The sequence below is a fragment of the Halochromatium roseum genome, assembly GCF_016653315.1.
Taxonomy (GTDB): domain Bacteria; phylum Pseudomonadota; class Gammaproteobacteria; order Chromatiales; family Chromatiaceae; genus Lamprobacter; species Lamprobacter roseus.
In genome coordinates, this window is sequence record NZ_NHSH01000044.1 from 54,936 (window position 1) to 75,658 (window position 20,723).

Here is a 20,723-nt window from a genome sequence, read left to right on the forward strand (position 1 = left end):
CGGTTACCAGCCTCGCGGCCAGAACCGATCTCAGGCGTCAGGCACCTCGCCTTCCGCCACCGCCTTCATGCTCAGGCGAATGCGGCCCTGCTTGTCGACCTCGAGCACCTTGACGCGAATCACATCGCCCTCCTTGAGCTTGTCGCTGACCCGCTCGACGCGCTCATCGCTGATCTGGCTGATGTGCACCAGCCCATCGCGGCCTGGCAGGATGGTGACGAAGGCTCCAAAGTCCATCAGACGCGCGACCTTACCCTCATAGATCTTGCCAACCTCGACGTCGGCGGTGATCAGGCGGATGCGCTTCTTGGCCTCCTCGCCGGCGCTCTTCTGCACCGAGAAGATCTTGACCAGACCATCGTCGTTGATGTCGATGGTGGCGCCGGTCTCTTCAGTGAGGGCGCGGATGGTCGCCCCACCCTTGCCGATGACGTCGCGGATCTTCTCCGGATGGATCTTGAACTCGATGATGCGCGGGGCATGCTCGGACATCTCGGAGCGATGGGTGTCGATGACCTTGCTCATCTCGCCGAGGATATGCAGCCGGCCGTCCTTCGCCTGCGCCAGCGCCTGCTCCATGATCTCGCGGGTGATGCCGTCAATCTTGATGTCCATCTGCAGGGCATTGATGCCCTCCGCTGGACCGGCGACCTTGAAGTCCATGTCACCGAGATGGTCCTCGTCGCCCATGATATCGGTCAGCACCGCGAACTGATCACCCTCCTTGATCAGCCCCATCGCCACACCCGCGACGGGCGCCTTGATCGGCACGCCGGCGTCCATCAGCGACAGGCTGGTGCCGCAGACGCTGGCCATCGAGCTGGAGCCGTTCGATTCGGTGATCTCGGAGACGACGCGGATCGAGTACGGGAACTCGGCGAGGCTCGGCATCGAGGCCAGCACACCGCGCTTGGCCAGGCGACCGTGGCCGATCTCGCGCCGCTTCGGGCTGCCGACGCGACCGGTCTCACCGACGCAGAAGGGTGGGAAGTTGTAATGCAGCATGAAGGGCTCGCGCCGCTCGCCATCCAGGGCATCGATGATCTGCGAGTCACGCTCGGTGCCGAGCGTAGTGATCACCATCGCCTGGGTCTCGCCACGGGTGAACAGCGCCGAGCCGTGGGTGCGTGGCAGCACGCCGGTGCGGATGCTGATCGGACGCACGGTTGACGTGTCACGGCCATCGATACGCGGCTCGCCAGCGATGATGCGTCCGCGCACGATCTCCTTCTCGAGCTTCTCGACCGCGCCATACACCAGCGGCTGCGGCCAGGGCGAATCCTCGCCCGCAAGCTTGTCGAAAACGGCCTTGCGGATCTCGGTCAGCGCGGCATAGCGCTCCATCTTGTCCTGGATGCGATAGGCCGCGCCGAGCTGATCCGCGCAAGCCTCGGCCACCGCCGCCTTCAGCTCAGGGTCGCTCTGTACCGGCTCCCATTCGATCTGTGGCTTGTTGACCTCGGCCGCGAGTTCCTTGATCGCCTGGATCACCACCTGCATCTGCTCGTGGCCATACAGCACGGCACCGAGCATCACCTCTTCCGATAGGCTGCGCGCCTCGGACTCGACCATGAGGACGGCGCTCTCGGTCCCGGCGACGATCAGATCGAGATCGCTATCCGGACTCAGGCCGATCATCGCCGGATTCAGGATGTACTCGCCATTCTTGTAGCCAACGCGAGCCGCGCCGATCGGGCCATTGAACGGCAGCCCGGCGATCGACAGGGCCGCTGAGGCGCCAATCAAGGACGGGATCTCGGGGTTGACGGCGGGGTTCAACGACTTAACCGTCGCGATCACCTGCACCTCGCGACCGAAGCCCTTGGCGAACAGGGGGCGCACCGGTCGGTCGATCAGCCGCGAGGTCAGGATCTCAGACTCGCTCGGGCGGCCCTCACGACGAAAAAAGCCGCCGGGGATGCGGCCGGCGGCGTAGGTCTTCTCTTGGTAGTCGATGGTCAGCGGCAGGAAATCCTTCATCTCCGTCGCTCGCTTGTCGACGACCACGGTGACCAGCACGACGGTGTCATCGACGTTGACCATGACCGCTCCGTCGGCCTGGCGTGCGATCTCACCGGTCTCGAGCGTTACCGTCTGATCGCCGTATTGAAAGGTCTTGCGGATTGGGGTCACTAGGACGGTCCTCTGGGTGGTCCCCAAACGGGGATCAGGGCACGAACGCGTGCAGCCTTGGCTGGCCGGCCCGTACCTGGCATGGGAATAAGGTGGCGTGGGCGCCTGCAAGCGCGAGCTAACGCCACCCTTGAGGTCCGGACCGAGGCCCGAACCGAACTCCGGACGCGCTTATCGGCGCAGGCCAAGCTTCTGAATCAGCGCCCGGTAGCGATCCAGATCCTTGCGCTTGAGATAGTCGAGCAGCTTGCGCCGCGAGTTGACCATGCGCACCAGGCCACGGCGCGAGTGATGATCATGCTTATGCTCGGTGAAGTGTCCGGTCAACTGCTTGATGCGCGCGGTCAGCAGCGCAACCTGCACCTCGGGTGAGCCGGTATCGTTAGTGCCGCGAGCGTGCTCTTCAACGATCAGGCGTTTCTCTTCGGCGGTCATTGTCATTGCGAGTCTCCTCAAGGATAGCGACGCCCAGCGTGGCGTCAGTCATGGTCACCTTGGTCCCCAACAATGACCTCAGGGAACAAGGCGTTAATCTGTGATACAAAGCGCACTCGGTCGCACCGAGCCCGCAGCCGAATCGTATCGAGCGCGATTCTACGGACTCCGTCATCGGTTTGAAACCAACGCACCCGAATCGCCTGGCGTGGATCAGCACCAGACCCAAAAATGGTCAGCACCGAAGCCTGACGCGCACCAGATATCAGGCACAGATCGAGCACAAAGCCGCTGGCTTTCAGCCTTCAGCCTTCAGCCTTCAGCCTTCAAACCAAGCGCTTCGGCTGCACCCGACCGTCGTCAAGGATCTCACCAACGCCGAGGAACCGATCGCTCACGTCATAAAGCCGGACCAGCCCTTCGGTCGGCGCCTGCGGTACCAGCACGGGCTGTCCCTGGCTCAGATAAAAGGCGCTGTTGGCGGAAAGGCGCACCGCGGGGCAGTGCCCGAGGGTCGTCTCCAACGGCAAGAGCAGCGTATCGAGCGACTCCGGCCCTTGCGCCTCGGCCTGAGCCTCGAGCTCGGCCATGGTGACAAAATCCGTCTCTCCCTCGATATAGGGTCCGACACCAGTCCGACGCAGCGCCGACACATGGCCACCGCAGCCCAACTGTTTACCAATATCCTCGGCCAGCGTGCGCACATAGGTGCCTTTGGTGCAGTGCACGTCCAGCACGATATCCGGCAACGCCATCTCCAGCAGATCGAGCCGGTGGATGGTGATCTGGCGCGCGGCGCGCTCGACCTCCTTGCCCTCGCGCGCGAGCTTGTAGAGGCGCTGACCTTCGTGCTTGACCGCCGAGTACATCGGCGGCAGCTGTTCGATCTCGCCAATGAAGTGGCTGATGACCTCGAGCACCCGGGCCTCGGTGATGCCATCGACCGGCGCGGTCGCGATCACCTCACCTTCGGCATCGGCGGTCTCGGTGGTCTCACCAAGACGCACGCGGACGCGGTAGCGCTTGTCGGCATCGAGCAGGAAGGCCGAGAACTTGGTGGTGTAACCCAGGCAGAGCGGCAGCAGGCCAGTCGCGAGCGGGTCTAGACTCCCGGTATGTCCCGCCTTCTGTGCACCATAGAGGCGCTTCACGCGCTGCAAGGCGTGGTTGGAGGAGATGCCGGAAGGCTTATCCAACAAAAGGATACCATTGACCTCGCGGCCCTGTTTGCGTCGTCTTCCCATGATGTTCCAGTTTAAGAGGCGGGCTCAGCAGTTAAGAAGCGGGCTCAGCGTCCGCTGTCGGAGGCATCCGCAGCCTCATCGGTGCGTCGATCATCGTCGCCATGGATCTGCGATTCGATCCGCGCGTGCTCGACATCTTGCCCCACGACTTCATCAATCAGTGCGGATAGCTGCTCGCCACGGATGACTGATTCATCGTGGACGAAATGCAGCTGCGGCACCGTGCGCAAGCGCGCGGTCCGCGATAGCTCATAGCGCAAGAAGCCCGACAAGCCGCCATTTAAGAGTCGTTGCTGCTCCGCGGCACCATCATCGGCCGGAAAGCAAGTGAAGTAGACCTTTGCATGCGCGAGGTCGCGGCTGACCCTGACCTCATGCAAGGTGATGTCGCCGAGGCGCGGGTCCTTCGCGCGCCGGAGTAGTTGGGTCAACTCACGCAGCAGGGCGGCGCCGATGCGCTCGCCCCGATCGAAGCCGCGCTGGGATGCTCGACTCATTGCGCCATGGCTCTCATAGCTCGCGCGCCCGCTCCTTGCGCTCGAAGACCTCGATCTGGTCGCCCGGCTGAACATCGTTGTAGTTCTTCACGCCAATGCCACATTCGGTGCCATTCTTGACCTCGCTGACATCATCCTTGAAGCGACGCAGCGACTCCAAGGCGCCTTCGTAGATGACCACGTTGTCACGCAGCACGCGGATCGGACTGTTGCGCCGGATCACCCCCTCGATCACCATGCAGCCAGCGATGGCGCCAAACTTCGACGAGCGGAACACATCGCGCACCTGCGCCAGACCGATGATCTCCTCGGTCACGATCGGGCTGAGCAGACCAGAGATGGCCTTCTTCACATCGTCGATCAGCTCGTAGATCACCGAGTAGTAGCGCAGATCCAGCCCCTGCTCCTCGATCACCCGGCGCGCGGCGGGATCGGCACGGACATTGAAACCGAGCATGATCGCCGTCGAGGTCACCGCCAGGTTGGCATCGGACTCGGTGATACCGCCGACGCCGGAGGCGACCACCGCCACCTTGACCTCGTCGTTGCTGAGCTTGACCAGCGCCTCCTTGATCGCCTCGACGCTGCCTTGCACATCGGCCTTGAGGATGATGTTCACGCTCTTGAGATCACCATCCTTGAGCTGCGAGAAGAGCTGATCCAAGCTCGCGCCGCGCTGCTCGTCCATGCGCGTCTGCCGATCGCGATCACGGCGGAACTCGGCCACCTCGCGGGCACGTTTTTCATCGGTGACGGCGATCACGTCGTCACCCGCATTGGGCGAGCCAGACAGGCCAAGAACCTGTACCGGGATCGACGGACCAGCGCTCTTCACCGAACGCCCCAACTCATCGAACATCGCCCGCACACGGCCATACTCAGCGCCGCTGACGATCATGTCGCCGGTGCGCAGCGTGCCCGACTGGACCAAGACGGTCGCAACGGTGCCACGACCCTTCTCGAGACTGGACTCGACAATGGTGCCATGCGCAGGCCCATCGACCGGCGCCTTCAGCTCGAGCACCTCGGACTGCAGCAGCACCGCATCGAGCAGATCGTCGATCCCCTCGCCGGTCTTCGCCGAGACCTTCACCAGCATGGTATCGCCGCCCCACTCCTCGGGTACCAGCTCATGCTGGGTCAGCTCCTGCATCACCCGATCCGGATTGGCATCGGGCTTATCCATCTTGTTCACCGCGACCACGACCGGAACCTCAGCCGCCTTCGAGTGCTGGATCGCCTCAATGGTCTGCGGCATCACGCCATCGTCGGCGGCGACGACCAGGATGACGATATCCGTCGCCTTGGCCCCACGGGCACGCATCGCCGAAAAGGCGGCATGGCCCGGTGTGTCGAGAAATGAGATCGTGCCCTTGTCGGTCTCGACATGATAGGCGCCGATGTGCTGGGTGATGCCGCCGGCTTCACCCGCCGCAACCTTGGCGCGACGAATATAGTCGAGCAGCGAGGTCTTGCCGTGGTCGACATGACCCATGATCGTCACCACCGGTGGGCGCGACTGCGCCTCGGCCTGACCAACCTCCTCTTCGAGCAGCGCCATCAGCGCATCTTCGGCATCCGCTTGCTTGGCCTCGACCGCTTTGTGGCCCATCTCTTCGACGACCAGCATCGCGGTGTCACGATCGAGCGTCTGGTTGATGGTTACCATCATGCCTTGCTTAAAGAGCTCCTTGATGACCTGCCCGGCCTTGACCGACATGCGCGACGCCAGCTCGCCCACCGAGATCGTCTCCGGTACCTCGACCTCGCGCACCACCGGTGCGGTCGGACGCTGGAAGCCATGCTTGTCCTGCAGCTGCGGTTTGCCCGGCTTCTTGCGCCGCCGCACCGATGGCCGCGTGATCACGGCCTCATCTGAGGTCTCCTCCTCAATCGCTGCCACTGGGTCGCGAACCTTCGACCGACCAGGCTCTTTACGCGCCGCCTTGCGCTCCTTCTCTTTCTCGACGCGTTCACGCTCCAGACGCTCTTTCTCCGAGCGCTCGGCGTGCTTCTTCGCCGCGCGGCGACGCTCGTCGCGCTGTTGTTCGGTCTCGCCCTCGGCCTCAACCGCACCCGCTGCCGGCAACCGCTCGCCGCGTACGCTCGGCTGATAGCCTTCAGCGGCATGCTCTTCTTGTTGCACTGATTGTTCAGTAGCACGTTGTTCAGTAGCACGTTGTTCAGCAGCACGTTGTTCAGCAGCACGGCGACGCTCTGCCTCAGCCTTGGCGCGGGCTTCTGCCTCAGCCTTACGCCGCGCCTCTTCGCGCTGACGAATCTCCAGCTCCTCTTGCTCCGCGAGGCGGCGTGCCTCCTCCTCCGCTCGACGCGCCTCGAGTTCAGCACGACGACGCTGCTCATCGACAGGAGCGCGCGCGGTCCTCGCGTCCTGGGCTTCAGGCGCTGGACGCGCCGTGGTGCGAACCGAGGTCGCCGGCATGGCCGGCTCAGGCGTGCGCTTACCGAAGCTGCGCTTACGTCGCACCTCGACATTGACTGACTTGCCCGTGCGGGGAGTGGCAGCGCCAGGCCGCGCCGTAGGCGCTCCGCGAGTAGGCGTTGGACGCGAAGGCCGTTGCACACGGCTGTCAGCCGCTGCCGGCGGGCGTCGCCGCACGCTCGTCGCCTCACTGGGCGGCGGTGCCTCAGCCGACTCGTCTTTCTTGATGTGGCTGCGCCGCAGATGCTGCAACAGCTGGATCTTTTCACTCTCAGTGATGGTGGCATCCTCGGCCTGGGCCGAGATGCCCGCCTCTTGGAGCTGCGCAAGGAGCCGCTCCACAGGAATCCCGACTGTCGTCGCGAGTTGCTTGACCGTGACTTCAGTACTCATTCGCACCTCCGATGACTAGTCGTTCTCCGAGCCGGCGAACATAGGCTCGCGGGCCGCCATGATGAGGCTGGCCGCGCGCTCCGGGTCCATGCCGTCGAGCTCCAACAGTTCGTCTACTGACTGATCGGCAAGATCAGCCACACTGATGATGCCGCGTCGAGCCAACCGATAGGCCAAGGCCTCTTCCATCATCGGCATGGCGAGCAGATCATCGCCCGGCACCGCGTCCGGGTCTTCGTCAGTCGTAACCGCTTGGCTCGACACCGCATCCAATGCCCGCTGCCGCAGAAGACCAACCAGTTCCTGATCAAAATCCGCGATCGCCAGCAGCTCCGACTCGGGCACATAGGCGATCTCTTCGCTCGTCGTAAACCCCTCCTCGGCCAACACCGCGGCGACATTCTCATCGACGCGGAGATCGGCCATGAAGCGTTCGATCAGACGGCGCCCTTCCTCCTCGCTCTTGGCGGCAGCCGCCTCCTCGCTCATCACGTTCAGCTCCCAACCGGTGAGCTGACTTGCAAGACGGACGTTCTGCCCCCCCTTGCCGATCGCCTGCGAGAGGTTCTCTTCCTTGACCGCGACATCCATGCTGCGCGCCTCCTCATCGATAACGATCGAAACGACGTCAGCCGGCAGCATCGCGTTGATCACGAACTGCGCCGGGTTCTCGTCCCAGGGGATGATGTCGACGCGCTCACCAAACAGCTCGTTGGAGACCGCCTGCACACGCGAGCCACGCATCCCGACGCAAGCGCCGACTGGATCGATACGCGGATCATTGGTCCGCACCGCGATCTTGGCACGGGTACCCGGATCACGGGCAGCGCCGACGATCTCGATTACGCCCTCACCGACCTCTGGCACTTCGAGCTTGAACAGCTCGATCAGCAATTTTGGCGAAGTCCGGCTGACGAACAGCTGCGGACCCTTCAGCTCGGCGGCCACCTCGTAGAGCAGCCCGCGCAGCCGATCGCCGGGACGCGCAGTCTCCTTTGGGATGACCTGGTCGCGTGGCACCAAGGCTTCGGCGTTGTTACCGAGATCGATCACGATGGTGCCACGCTCGGCCTTCTTGACGATGCCGGTCACTAGCTCGCCCTCGCGGCTCTTGAACAGCTCGACGATCTTCGCCCGCTCGGCCTCGCGCACCTTCTGCACGATGACCTGCTTGGCGGTCTGCGCGGCGATGCGGCCGAACAGCACCGACTCGATCTGCTCTTCGATATAGCTGCCCAGCTCTAGCGAAGGGTCAAGCTCCTTAGCCGCCGAGATGGTGATCTGACGCTCCGAGGCCTCGAGGGGCTCGCCGTCTTGATCCTCAACCACCTCCCAGCGACGGAAGGTCTCATAATCGCCCGTGCCGCGGTCGATCGACACGCGCACCTCGATATCACCACCGTGCTTCTTGCGCGTCGCCGAGGCGAGCGCGGCCTCGATCGCCTCGAAGATGATCTCTTTCGAGACATCCTTCTCATTCGAGACGGCATCGACGACCATCAATATTTCTTTGTTCATCGGTCCCTACCTGATGTCGGTCGCTCTCGGCCCCGTCCGGCATCCGGTTCGTTAGCGAGCGGACTGTGAAAGGTTGAATTCGGGCACTACCCGGGCGCTTTCGACCTGATCGATTGGAAGCTGCACGCGACGTTGCGCGTTGCCCTCATCGAGCCCCAGCTCCAAGCTCCGGCCGTCATCGCTCACTGCGAGCACTTCACCCTCGAAATTACGGCGTCCCTCGTGCTTTTCCGCGAGCCGCACGCGGATGCGGTTGCCAAGCTGGCGTGCGATCTGCTCAACACTAAATAGCGGCCGATCCAAGCCTGGAGACGAGACCTCGAGCGCGTACTGGCCACTGATCGGGTCTTCGACATCGAGTACGCTGCTGAGCTGCCGGCTCACCGCCTCGCAGTCGTCCACCGTGATGCCGTTGGCATGATCGATATAGACCCGCAAGACCGCCTCCGCGCTCCCCGCCGAGGCATGCTCGACACCGATCGCCTCGTAGCCCATCGGCTCAACCACCGATGTCACTAGCTTCGTCAGTCGATCATTTGCCCGTCGCATCAAAAATTCAGCACCACTGATATGATTTCGTTGCCAGCTTGGCCGGAGAACGGCGCAAACGTCATGGCCCCGGCGTCGCCCAGGCCAGACCAAATGCCAGAACCAAAAAAAGGGCCGTTGGCCCCTTGTTCGGAGCAGTACCGTACGAGCCTCTGCCGAAAGCAGCCTCGCCTGGGTCTGCAGCGGATCGCGGATGAAAAAAAACCCCGATACCGGGGCCATCGCGCCAGGGGCATCAAGCGGCATGTTGCCAGCTCTACCCTCGTATCTCAGCCTACGGATGATAGCCCTATCGTGAGCGAAACGCAAAACCAGAAGCCGCGAGCCAACTCGGACGACATCCGCAACAGTGGCTCAGGCAGTGCCAGCCTCCGGGCGCTCACGGCTCAGGCAAGGTCTCAGACCAAGGCCCTGCTCGGCTCAATACCAGACGCCCAGATCGAGGTTCGTTTCGATCTGCGCGGCAAGACCGCCGGCCAGGTGCGAGTTCGCGCCCGCGGTGAGTATCTGATCCGGTACAACCTCGAGCTGCTTGAGCGCGGCGGGGCCAACTTTATCCAGCGCACCGTGCCACACGAGGTTGCCCATGTGCTCGCCTATCACCGTTACGGCCAGCGCATCCGGCCGCATGGCCCCGAATGGCAGCGCATCATGCGCCAGCTCGGCGCCGAGCCGACGCGCTGCCATGATTATGACGTGAGTGGGCTCAGCGCCCGCACGCTGACCTATTTTCGTTACCACTGCGGCTGCATGGAGCACCAGCTCTCGAGCATCCGCCACAACAAGGTCGCTAAGGGGCAATGCTATCTCTGCAAGCGCTGCGGCGAGCCGCTGCAGCCTGGGCGTCGCACTGGCGCCGCGCTATGAGCGATGGGGTGACGCCTCAATCGAGGCGAGGAACACCGACTCAGCAGGCCGGCTGCTCAACGATCGCCTTGACCCAGCGCTCCATGGCCTCGTTCGCCGGCGGCATCGGTGCCTCGAGAAAGGTCACCGTGAAGCGGTCGCCTTGATCGACAACCCCGATCGAGCGCGGCCGCACCGCCATCACATGCGGATCGGGTAGCTTGGTGCCAAAGCAGAACAGGATGTGCTTAGCGGACTCGATACCCTCGGCGATCTGTCCGTTGGCAAGCGACTGCGTGTGCGCCATGTGATCGAACTCACCGATGTAGCTCGCAATATCGTGCGTATCGATACACTCTTTGAGATAGGCGATGATCGAACTCGCGTCGGCGAATCGAGTCTCGTCTTTGCTCACCTCGAGCGTGTAGATGGGGTACTTCTCTTGCAGCAGGGTCTGTTTCATCAGTTTTTTATCTCCAATGAGTTGAAAAAAGCAATGGGGCGTCAGAATGGAACCATGAGTGACGACCTATTTAGGGCTGGCGAACGGCTACGCCAGACCCTAGTCGACGCCCAGATTGATGCGCCTAATGCCCGGGCACACAGATGCCGTGACGGATAACGGCATACAGCGTTCTAAACAGCAAAAAGAAGACGACCAGGGACAGGATCAATAGCAGACCAGCGCCGATCCAACGATAGACATCACCCTGACCTTGTTCGAACATGAGCATGCTCGCAATGCTGATTGCCGCGAGCGGGAAGGTATAAGCCCACCACGACAGGAAGAACTTCAGCCGCGCGAAATAGCGTGCCTGCGCAAACAGCAGCAGCGTGAGGAACAGCGCGCTGAAGTAGAGCACCATGGCCAGCGGATCGAGATCACCAACCAACCGTGTATAGGCGATGAAGCCGACAGCCGGCGGCGCGATGAGGATAAACAGGGTCGGCATAAAGCGTTCTGGGATCGGGGTATGGAACAGCAGCCGATAAAAGATGATGGTCATCAGCAAGCCCCAGAACAGCATGCCGATACTGAAGAAGAACCAGGAGACATCGACGAATCCCAGCGGCACCCCGGCAACCGGCACCAACACGTTACCAACCGCAGGGATAAACCAAGCTGGATTCATGTGATGGACCTCGAAGTGCTCATGGTGAATCCAAACACTGACTACATAGAGCGTGAAGAGCAGATGCAGGCTGGCGCCGACCATCCAAAGCGGCCTACTGATAGTGTCATCAATGGGCAAGAACGCGATCGAGAGCAACAAGAGGCTGATGGAAACTGCTGCAAAGAAATTGAGCTTGATCGGATGACGCAGTTCCTCGAGTACAGCCTTTGGATAGACGACGAGCTTGGCCGTATAGAAGAGGACTAGGAGCGCAAAGACGCTTGCCGTCGCACCGGACATCCAAAGGCCAATATTAAGCGTTGAGTCGAACCCGATATCATTCAGCTCGAGTGCAAACACATGCAGCGCCTTCTCCCAGGCGATGGTCAGCCCGGAGAGCCCCATCACCAATGCAAAGAAGGAAATTGGGAAATTGGGAAGTCGACGCGAGTCGATCGCAGTCTGTGGCATAACAGAAGGCCGCAACGCGGGATAGGACATAACTGAGGAGAATTTTAAGGATTACGCGCGGGTTGGCATTGAAGAAGCGCAACAACCTGCGGTCAAATCGAGTCGCACGGCCGCTGGACGCCGCCTGACACTTGATGAGCGAAGCCCCATGCACGACACGCGAGCAAAGCTGTAGATGACGCTGCACCGACGATCTGGCAGAGTGATCTGCGATCAGCATCATGATCCCCACCACTCCAGCCTTTTTTCCGGAGCCGAAACCGATGACCTGGAAGACTGCTCACCGCTCGTTTTATTACTCAGGTGCTCCCGAGCCCGCTGACCCAGTGCTCAAGCCCAGCGAAACCGCGCTGCTCTGCATCGATGTGCAGAACTACGGTATGGTCTTACACGACGACCCCGCCGAGCGGGCACGCTGGGCACCCTTCCACGAGCGCATGCGCGGCATGGTCATCCCGCGGCTGCAAGCACTGCAGCAGCAGTTTCGAGACAACGGCCTGGACGTGATCCACGCCCGCATCGCCTGCCAGCTCGAGGACGGTCGCGATCGCTCGCTGAGTCAGAAGCTGCCCGGCTGGAACAATCTGCTGATGCCCAAGGACAGCGCGGCCTCGCAGATCATCCCTGAGCTCGCCCCCGCGCCCGGCGAGATCGTCGTCACCAAGACCACCGACAGCGCGCTGACCGGCACCAACCTGCGCCTGATCCTCAGCAACATGGGCATCCGCAACCTGATCGTGACCGGCATCTATACCGATCAGTGCGTCTCCTCGACCGTGCGCAGCCTGGCCGACGAGAGCTTCCAGGTGATCTTGGTCGAGGACTGCTGCGCCGCCGGTACTGACGAGTTGCACCAGCAAGAACTCGCCATCATCAACATGATCTACTGCCATGTCATGACTAGTGAGGAGTTGCGTGGTTTGATGAGGCTCGGGTAATCCACCGCTTGGGCTGGGCGCCACGCGCTTGACGCCACGCGCTTGACGCCACGCGCTTGACGCCACGCGCTTGACGCCACTCTCTCGCCGCCATTGCTACGAGCCCGGCCGCCACGCCACCCTTGCGGGCTTGATGACGGCCAAGCGCTAGCGCTGCTCAGTCAGAGACCGACGATGGCATCGAAGAAGAGCGGGTCGATGTATTGCGGCTCATAGTCGAGGCCCAGCGCGCGCAACTCCCTGACGAAGGCACGCAGATGGTTCTTTGAGCCTTCCAGCAAGTGCCCATAGGTCCGCTGCAAATCAGGCTGGTCTGTTGCATCGATCGCCTGTTGCAGATCGAGAATATCCAGATCCTCGATGGTTGCGCCGACCATCAGAGCCTGCGCCGAAGACTCGAGACCGCTCGCTACCAACTCATCGTACAGGGCCTGCAGTTCCAGATCGCTGAAGACCCCGGCACCTGGCAGTACCGGGTCCGCCAGTGCGTAACGGTCGATCTTGCCGCCGAGGGCGTCGAAGTGGCGCTGCTCAGAAACGGCGATGCGCTGCAGAACGAGCAAATCCCACTGTGCGTCCAACGCGAGATAGACGTCGTGCGCGAGTTTCTCCTCCTCGCGCATCCAGAGCAGCGTATCGGCCTCCTCAACGCTCAACGCCACTACCGGCGCTTGTAGGCCTTGGCCTTGACCCGTGTCCGCAGCATCTCCCTATCCTGCTGTCCACCACCTGAGCCGGATTGAGCCCGCGACTGGCTTCGCTGCTGCGTCATCTTGCCTTGGCCGCCACCCTCACCTGGCAGCGACGGCTTGGCCCTGACGCGCGAGCTGCGCACACAGTCTCAGGTCCCAATTCTGATGCTCTCGGCGCGCGGCGAAGAGATCGATCGGGTAGTGGGCCTAGAGCTCGGCGCCGATGATTATCTGGCCAAGCCGTTCAGCCCGCGTGAGCTGCTGGCGCGTTTAAGGGCCCTGTTGAGACGCGCCCAAGCCGCCCCCGCAGCGGTCTCAGCGCGCGATTGCTTCGGCCCTTATCGACTCGATCGAGCGGCGCGCAGACTGCTCGCCGACGCTGTCGATGTCGGCCTGACCAGTGCCGAATACGACCTCATCGAGGTGCTGATCGATCGACCCGGACGGGTACTGACCCGCGATATCCTGCTGGATCTCCTCAAGGGCTATGATCGCGACCCCTTCGATCGCACGGTGGACCTGCGCGTCGCGCGTCTGCGGCGCAAGATCGAGCCAGACCCCGCCCACCCAATCTATATCCGCACCGTGCGCGGGCTTGGCTACCTGTTCAATCCCAAGGGCGCCGATGGCTGAGCCAGCGCGAGCGCTTTCGCCCCACCGGCTCAGTCTGCGCCAGCAGAATGCGCTGCGCCTGGCGCTGATCTTCGTCCTCTTCGAGCTGGTTTCAGCCTTAGCCGTGGTCTTCCTGCTCATGCTGCCGATGGCCGAGCGCGCGTCCGCCGATCTCGCTGGGCTGATGGTGCTGTCGGCACAAACGCACAGCGAGCTGCCCCCCGGGACGCGCCCAGCCTTCGAGAAGGAGCTGTTGCGCGCCCATGGCCTGGAGCTGCGCACGACGCCGCCGGTTGACGCCAAGCCACAGGATCGCCACGGGCTCTATCTGCGCGCGCTTGAGCACCGGCTCAGCGCACGCACCGGCCAGGAGATCAAGATTCTCGCGACCAAGCAGGCCCAGGCGCTTTGGCTCTGGGCGGGCCTGCCGAGCGGCGGTCAAACGCTCTGGCTGGGCTTTCCGCAAAGCCGCGTCGGCCCCCATCCCTTGGCCGCCTTGCTGCTGACGCTGAGCGTTGGACTGCTGCTCGCCGCCCTGGCTGCCTGGTGGTTGGGCGGCGTGATCCTGACGCCGATCAAGCGCTTCGATAGCGCCGCTGCGGTCCTTGGCCGTGGTGAGACGCCAACCCTTCTGCCTGAGCAGGGTCCGCGTGAGCTGGCCGGACTCGCGCATCGCTTCAACCGACTGAGCGCACAGATCCGCGAGCTGCTCGAGGCGCGCACCACCCTGCTCGCCGGGCTTTCCCACGACCTACGCACACCGCTTGCACGCATGCGGCTTGCACTCGAGATGCTCCAACGCCGACCTGATCCGACCTGGATTGAGCGACTAGACCAGGATATCGGCGAGATGGATCGGCTGATTGGCAATGTGCTGATGCTCGCCCGCGGCCTCAGTCAAGAGCCCTCCGCGCCGGTTGAGCTGTCCGCACTCCTGGAGGAGCTTGCAGCCGCGGCGCGCACGACAGGCGCCGATGTGCGGGTGCACTGCCCAAGGATTGAGATACAGACAGCGGTCGCGGCCTTGCGGCGGGTGCTCGCGAACCTGCTCAACAACGCGCAGCGCTACGCCGGGGCACAGCCAATCGAACTGCAGGCTGAGCGCTCTGCCAAGCACTGTCGCATTGGCATCTTGGACCTCGGGCCGGGCATCCCAACCACCGAGCTGGGAGCGGTCTTTCGCCCCTTTCATCGGGTGGAGCACTCCCGTAGCCCGAACACCGGAGGCACCGGGCTAGGACTCGCCATCGTCAGACAACTCGCGCAGGCGCATGGCTGGCGGGTTTGGCTCGAGAATCGGCCGGATGCAGGGCTCGCGGCCTGGGTGGAGCTGCCGGACGAGATCGATCCAGAGTCCGGTTCAACGGCGCCCTCTCAACCGCCGTCTGATCATACAATCAACCACAGCAACCCAACCCAGACCCGAGCATGGATGCGTAGTTTGAGTTTGAGTTTGAGTTTGAGCTTGTCCTCGGTCCAGATCCTAACCCGGCAGCAATGCCTCTTGGATGCGCTCGATGTAGAAACCGAAACCGCCTTCAGCGATTGCCTGGACGTTGGCGATACTCTAGGCGAAACGCAGAGCACTCACTCGTTTCAGTGGAGAAGCTGATGCCATTGCCCAATTCGGCCCGCTGCTTGGCAAGCGTCAACTTCAACCCTCAGCGCTGGCTTAAGCGCGCATTACATCATCGCATCACCGCCTGGGCGATCCTGGCCCTGTCGCTCCTACTCACAGCACTGGCCTGGTCCATCTCCGCCCAGGCGATTCGCGCCAAGGCCGAGCAGCGGTTTCGCTTCCAGACGCAAGATATCGTCGCGGCGATCAGCAAGCGCCTACTTACCTACGAGACCGCCTTGCGCGGCGGCGTCGGCCTGTTCAACGCATCAGACGAGGTCACGCGCCAGGAATGGCATCAATACGTCTCGGATCTGCAGCTGCAGCAGAATTTTCCCGGCATTCAGGGGCTCGGCTTCAGCCTAATGCTGTCTTCCGGCGAACTCGAGACGCATCAGGCAGCGGTGCGAGCCGAGGGATTCCCGGACTACAGCATCCGCCCCGCGGGTGAGCGCGAAACCTACAGCGCCATCGTCTATCTTGAGCCCTTCGACTGGCGCAATCAGCGCGCCTTCGGCTACGACATGTTTTCCGAGCCGGTCCGGCGCGCGGCGATGGAACGCGCGCGAGATTCTGGCCAGCCGGCGATATCGGGCCGGGTCACGCTGGTGCAGGAGACGGACGAGGATGTCCAGTTCGGGTTTCTCATGTACGTGCCCCTGTACCGTCCCGGCTGGCCTGTGACGACCATTGCCGAGCGGCGTGCGGCGCTGCTGGGCTTTGTTTATAGCCCGTTTCGCATCAAGGATTTTCTCGAGGGCATCCTGGGCGCTGATCAAGGCGGAATCAATCTGGAGCTGTTCGATGGCGACACCCCTTCGCGTGACAGCCTCCTGCTCCACAATTCGTCCGAAGCGATGCTCACTACGCTCGCCCCGAAGGATTCCGACGCACTCAGCGCGCTGGTGCGCATGCCAGTCAATCAGCACCTCTGGACACTATCGCTGCATGCGCTACCCAGCTATTTGTCAGCGGTGGAGAGCGCGCAGCCGCTGATTGTCGCGGCTGGCGGCATCACCATCGATATTTTCCTGTTCATCATCATCGCTTCCATCAGTCGCCAACAGCGCTCCGACGAGCATCTTTCGCAACAGCTGCGCGCACAGCTTGACGACAGCGAGGCGCGTTATGGCGCCCTCTTCAAGAGCGCCAAGGCCGTCATGCTGCTGATCGATCCAAACACCGGTGCCATCCTGGAGGCCAACCCAGCCGCACAGCGCTTTTATGGCTATGACCAGGCCCAGCTGCAACGGATGCGCATCGCGGACATCAATCAGCTGCCAGCTGATGAGATTCAGCGCCGGATGCAAGCCGCGTATCAACAACAGCAGGACTGTTTGCTCTTCTCCCATCGCCTCGCTAATGGCGAAGTGCGCCAAGTCGAGGTGCACTCTGGACCCTTCCGCTACGGCGGCCAGCCGGCGCTGTATTCCATCATCCACGACGTCACTGAACGTGAGCGCATTGCCGCCGCGCTGATGACCAGCGAACGCCGCTATACCGTCATTCTTGCCGTCACCGGCGAAGGCCTTTGGGATTGGGACATCGCCACCAACCAGGTGACCCACAATGAACGCTGGGTTGAGATTCTGGGCATTGAGGATCTGGCCGCCGAACATCCGTTCGAGGAGTTCAAAGCACGACTGCACGAGGACGATCGTGCCGAGGTGCTATCGGTCATGCGGGATGCCCTGGCAGGCCGTGCGCCCTATCATCACGAGCATCGCATGCGCCGCCAGGATGGACAGGTGATTTGGGTGCTGGATCGAGGCCAGGTGGTCGAACGTGACGCCGCCGGCAACCCCCTGCGCATGCTCGGGAGTCTGGTCGATATCAGCGAGCGGGTCGCCCAGGAAACCGCGCTCGATACCGAGCGCAAACGCCTGCAAAACGTCATCGATGGCACCCAAGCTGGCACCTGGGAGTGGAATATCAACACCGGAGAGACCCTGTTCAATGCCCGCTGGGCGGAGATGATCGGCTATACGCTGGAAGAACTGGCGCCGATCTCCATTGACACCTGGGTGCAGCTCACCCACCCAGACGACTTCAAACAATCGACCGTGCTGCTGCAGCAGCACCTCGCCGGCGAGACTGCGTATTACAGCTGCGAGCTGCGCATGCGCCACAAAGCCGGGCATTGGGTCTGGATGCAGGACCGGGGCAAGGTGACGAGCTGGACGCCTGAGGGCAAACCCGAGATGATGTCCGGCACGCACCAGGACATCACCGCGCGCAAGGAGGCCGAGAAGCAGTTGCGAGAGGCCGAGGCCTTGCTGCGCTCCGCGCTCGAAACCATCCACGAGGGCTTCGTCATCTTTGACCCGCAGGATCGACTGGTCTATTGCAACGAAGAATACCGAGCGCTGTTTCCGCGCTCGGCCGCCATCATCGAGCCTGGCCGCAGCTTCGAAGAGATCCTCCGCCATGGCGTTATCAATGGGCAATATATGGCCCTGGAGGATCGCCATGGCGGTTGCGTGAGCGAAGAGGACTGGATTACCGAGCAACTGGCAGCTCACCGCGAGGGAGACCGGGAAGTGCTGCGCAAGCTCAGCGATGGCCGCTGGGTGCAAGTGCGTGAGCGGCGGACACCGACCGGACATACCGTCGGCTTCCGCGTCGATGTCACCGAGCTCTACCAGGCCAAAGAAGCGGCTGATAGCGCCAATATCGCCAAGAGCCGCTTTCTCGCCACCATGAGCCACGAGATCCGCACCCCGATGAACGCCATTCTCGGCATGGCGCAGATCCTCTCACAACCACAGCTCGCCGAGCACGACCGCATAAGCTACGCGCAGACCATCTGGGATTCCGGGCAGATCTTGCTCAAGCTGCTCAATGACATCCTCGACGTCTCGAAGATCGAGGCCGGCAAGGTGCGACTCGACCTAGCGCCCTGCTCGCCCGCCGCACTGCTGCAGGATGTGCATGCGCTCTTTGCCGCCCATGCACAGAGCAAGGCCCTGCAGCTCGAGCAAGACTGGCGCGGGCCGCCGGAGCAGGGCTATGAAGCGGATGCCGATCGCCTGCGTCAGATGCTGATCAATCTGGTCAACAATGCGATCAAGTTCACCCAGCACGGCAGCATCCGTCTCGAGGCCAGCGAGATCTCCCGGGATCAGAGCACCGCCCTGCTTGAATTCGCCGTCACTGATACCGGTATCGGGATCGAGCCGTCACTGCAGAGGCTGCTGTTCAATCCCTTCTCACAGGTGGACAGCTCCACCACGCGGCGCTACGGCGGTACCGGCCTCGGTCTCTCGATCATCGACAGCCTGGCGCGGCTGATGGGCGGCGAGGTCGGCGTGGACAGCACTGTAGGACTCGGGTCGCGTTTCTGGTTTCGTCTTCGCGCAAAGCGCGTGGCCCTGTTGCTATCGCAGCATCCTGATGCAGCGTCTTCTACTATCGCCCCGATACACGCCAACCGCACGGCCATTGAGATCTTCGATGATCCGCTCAATCAACGCCAGCCGGACCCAATCCGAGTCGCCAGCCTCATCGCCGAGCTCAAGCCGCTGTTGGCGCAGCATAAGCTCGATGCGCTCGCGGCCTTCCAGACCTTGCAGGCTGAGGCCGCAGGAACCCCGCTCGCGGCGGAGCTGAGCGAGATCAGCGCAACCTTAGCCAACTTCCGATTTGATCAAGCGCTAGAACAATTACATCATCTCGCCCAAGCTCAGGGCTGGGAGCTGTAACCCATGACGAGTCAGCGCCCTCGCATCTTGGCCATCGACGATACACCAGCGAATCTCATGGTCCTGGGATCAGCGCTGTCCGCGGAGTTCGATCTGCAAATCGCCACATCCGGACCCGAGGGGCTGGCACTGGCCACAGAGTCGCCTCCTGATCTCATCCTGCTCGATGTGATGATGCCGGGCATGGATGGTTTCGAGACCTGCGAGCGGCTCAAGGCGATGCCAACGCTGCGGGAGATCCCGGTGATCTTCATAACCGCGCTCAACGAACTCGACGCCGAGTCGCGAGGCTTGCGCTGTGGCGCCGCCGATTACATCCTCAAGCCGATCAACGTCGGCATCACCCAGCAGCGCATCCGCAACCTATTAGAGCGGGATCAACTGCGCCGAGAGGTTGCTCACCAGCGCGACCAGCTTGCCGCGCGCCTCCAATCGCTACAACGTCACGACACCTGGATGATCCAGCGCAACCAGATGATCGAACGACTGCTCGCCTGCGCCAGCCGCGAGGAGGCCCACCAGGTCATTGCACAAGGCGCCGCTGAGCTCTTTGCGGGCCATGCTGGCCTGCTCGCGACGCCAGACAAGGCCGATCGCACACAGCTCAAGGTCGTCGCAACCTGGGGCGATGTCCAGACGGTGCCGGAGCGATTCTCAGCGCAAGACTGCTGGGCGATGCGACTGAAAAGCGTCCACGAAGTGACAAACCACGCCAGCATCACTCAGTGCCGACACTTCACCCAAGCACCGCCCAGCGCTTATCTCGGGGTTGCCCTGATGGTGCGCGGCGAGACGCTCGGTCTATTGCACATCAGTCTCGCCAATGCGATCGACGCCGAACAACGCCGAGAGCTGCGCAGCCTCACCCTTGCCGTCAGCGAGTCGATCAAGCTGGCGCTCTCGAACCTTCAGCTGCAAGAAGAGCTGCGTGAGGCAGCCATCCGCGACCAGCTCACCGGACTCTTCAACCGCCGCTACCTCGACGAGACCCTACCGCGTGAGCTGCACCGTTGCCAACGTGATGGCACGCTGCTGGTCGCGGCGATGTTAGACGTGGATCACTTCAAACGCTTCAACGACCACTACGGTCACGATGCTGGCGATGCGGTGCTGCGGGGGGTCGGCGCGTTACTGAACCGCAATTTGCGCGCCGACGATCTCGCCTGCCGCTACGGCGGTGAGGAGCTGACGTTGATCTTGCCGAATGCCACCGCGGAAGAGGCCAGGGGTCGGCTGGAGCGTATCCGCAGCAACATCATGGCGCTGCGCGTCCTCTATCAGGATGGGGAATTACCTCCGGTCACGATCTCCATCGGCATTGCCGCCAGCCAGGTCGGCGAGCTGGACGCCGTCGCACTGCTAGCGCGGGCCGATGCCGCGCTCTATCAAGCCAAGGCCAATGGGCGCAACCGAATCGTGGTCGCGGCCGAGCAACGGCGTACATCCGGGCAGACGTGAACGCCATCACATAAAACCAAAGAGGCTCTATCTAAACTTGGCGGCAGCCACGCAGATTGT

At 62.5% G+C, this 20,723-nt stretch carries 16 protein-coding genes; 6 read left to right on the forward strand and 10 right to left on the reverse strand.

Annotated elements, in window-relative coordinates; translation table 11 throughout:
* Window positions 1-30: 30 nt before the first annotated feature.
* From pnp to rimP, 7 genes are all read right to left on the reverse strand, one after another.
* Window positions 31-2,133, reverse strand: coding sequence for a polyribonucleotide nucleotidyltransferase (gene pnp / locus CCR96_RS05995; RefSeq protein WP_201218822.1), 2,103 nt, complete (start codon window positions 2,131-2,133; stop codon window positions 31-33).
* Window positions 2,134-2,304: 171 nt separating this feature from the next.
* Entirely contained in the window at window positions 2,305-2,574 is a 270-nt protein-coding gene (gene rpsO / locus CCR96_RS06000; protein ID WP_201218828.1) for a 30S ribosomal protein S15, read from the reverse strand.
* Window positions 2,575-2,894: 320 nt separating this feature from the next.
* Window positions 2,895-3,812 (reverse strand): tRNA pseudouridine(55) synthase TruB, encoded by a 918-nt coding sequence (gene truB, locus CCR96_RS06005; protein WP_201218829.1) that lies wholly within the window; start codon window positions 3,810-3,812, stop codon window positions 2,895-2,897.
* A gap of 44 nt (window positions 3,813-3,856) precedes the next feature.
* Window positions 3,857-4,309: a 30S ribosome-binding factor RbfA gene (gene rbfA / locus CCR96_RS06010; RefSeq protein ID WP_201218830.1), complete on the reverse strand. Its 453-nt coding sequence runs from the start codon at window positions 4,307-4,309 to the stop codon at window positions 3,857-3,859.
* Window positions 4,310-4,322: 13 nt separating this feature from the next.
* Complete coding sequence (infB, locus tag CCR96_RS06015; RefSeq protein WP_201218831.1) at window positions 4,323-7,145, reverse strand: translation initiation factor IF-2; 2,823 nt, start codon at window positions 7,143-7,145, stop codon at window positions 4,323-4,325.
* Between the two features lie 15 nt (window positions 7,146-7,160).
* The gene (gene nusA, locus CCR96_RS06020; RefSeq protein ID WP_201218832.1) at window positions 7,161-8,663 is read right to left on the reverse strand and encodes a transcription termination factor NusA; all 1,503 of its coding nucleotides are present in this window, start codon (window positions 8,661-8,663) and stop codon (window positions 7,161-7,163) included.
* A gap of 51 nt (window positions 8,664-8,714) precedes the next feature.
* Window positions 8,715-9,212 (reverse strand): ribosome maturation factor RimP, encoded by a 498-nt coding sequence (gene rimP, locus CCR96_RS06025; protein WP_201218834.1) that lies wholly within the window; start codon window positions 9,210-9,212, stop codon window positions 8,715-8,717.
* A gap of 294 nt (window positions 9,213-9,506) precedes the next feature.
* Here rimP and CCR96_RS06030 point away from each other — a divergent pair, with 294 nt between their 5' ends.
* Window positions 9,507-10,079: a SprT family zinc-dependent metalloprotease gene (locus CCR96_RS06030; RefSeq protein WP_338035824.1), complete on the forward strand. Its 573-nt coding sequence runs from the start codon at window positions 9,507-9,509 to the stop codon at window positions 10,077-10,079.
* Window positions 10,080-10,119: 40 nt separating this feature from the next.
* Here the strand turns inward: CCR96_RS06030 and CCR96_RS06035 are convergent, their stop codons facing one another.
* Entirely contained in the window at window positions 10,120-10,521 is a 402-nt protein-coding gene (locus CCR96_RS06035; protein WP_201218838.1) for a DUF6858 family protein, read from the reverse strand.
* Window positions 10,522-10,645: 124 nt separating this feature from the next.
* Complete coding sequence (locus CCR96_RS06040; protein WP_201218840.1) at window positions 10,646-11,644, reverse strand: SLAC1 anion channel family protein; 999 nt, start codon at window positions 11,642-11,644, stop codon at window positions 10,646-10,648.
* Window positions 11,645-11,907: 263 nt separating this feature from the next.
* Here CCR96_RS06040 and CCR96_RS06045 point away from each other — a divergent pair, with 263 nt between their 5' ends.
* Complete coding sequence (locus CCR96_RS06045) at window positions 11,908-12,582, forward strand: cysteine hydrolase family protein (protein WP_201218842.1); 675 nt, start codon at window positions 11,908-11,910, stop codon at window positions 12,580-12,582.
* 161 nt (window positions 12,583-12,743) lie between these two features.
* Here the strand turns inward: CCR96_RS06045 and CCR96_RS06050 are convergent, their stop codons facing one another.
* Window positions 12,744-13,244: a DUF2202 domain-containing protein gene (locus tag CCR96_RS06050; RefSeq protein WP_201218844.1), complete on the reverse strand. Its 501-nt coding sequence runs from the start codon at window positions 13,242-13,244 to the stop codon at window positions 12,744-12,746.
* Window positions 13,245-13,355: 111 nt separating this feature from the next.
* Here CCR96_RS06050 and CCR96_RS06055 point away from each other — a divergent pair, with 111 nt between their 5' ends.
* The 4 genes from CCR96_RS06055 to CCR96_RS06070 are packed head-to-tail and all read left to right on the forward strand — an operon-like array spanning window position 13,356 to window position 20,663.
* Window positions 13,356-13,907: a winged helix-turn-helix domain-containing protein gene (locus CCR96_RS06055; protein WP_274601078.1), complete on the forward strand. Its 552-nt coding sequence runs from the start codon at window positions 13,356-13,358 to the stop codon at window positions 13,905-13,907.
* Window positions 13,900-15,498 carry a HAMP domain-containing sensor histidine kinase gene (locus CCR96_RS06060; protein ID WP_201218846.1) on the forward strand — a complete coding sequence of 533 codons (1,599 nt, stop codon included), beginning with the start codon at window positions 13,900-13,902 and terminating at the stop codon, window positions 15,496-15,498. Before CCR96_RS06055 ends, CCR96_RS06060 begins: the two co-directional genes overlap by 8 nt.
* Complete coding sequence (locus CCR96_RS06065) at window positions 15,498-19,205, forward strand: CHASE domain-containing protein (RefSeq protein ID WP_201218848.1); 3,708 nt, start codon at window positions 15,498-15,500, stop codon at window positions 19,203-19,205. Before CCR96_RS06060 ends, CCR96_RS06065 begins: the two co-directional genes overlap by 1 nt.
* A 3-nt stretch (window positions 19,206-19,208) precedes the next feature.
* The gene (locus CCR96_RS06070; RefSeq protein WP_201218855.1) at window positions 19,209-20,663 is read left to right on the forward strand and encodes a diguanylate cyclase; all 1,455 of its coding nucleotides are present in this window, start codon (window positions 19,209-19,211) and stop codon (window positions 20,661-20,663) included.
* The last annotated feature ends 60 nt before the right edge of the window (window positions 20,664-20,723 follow it).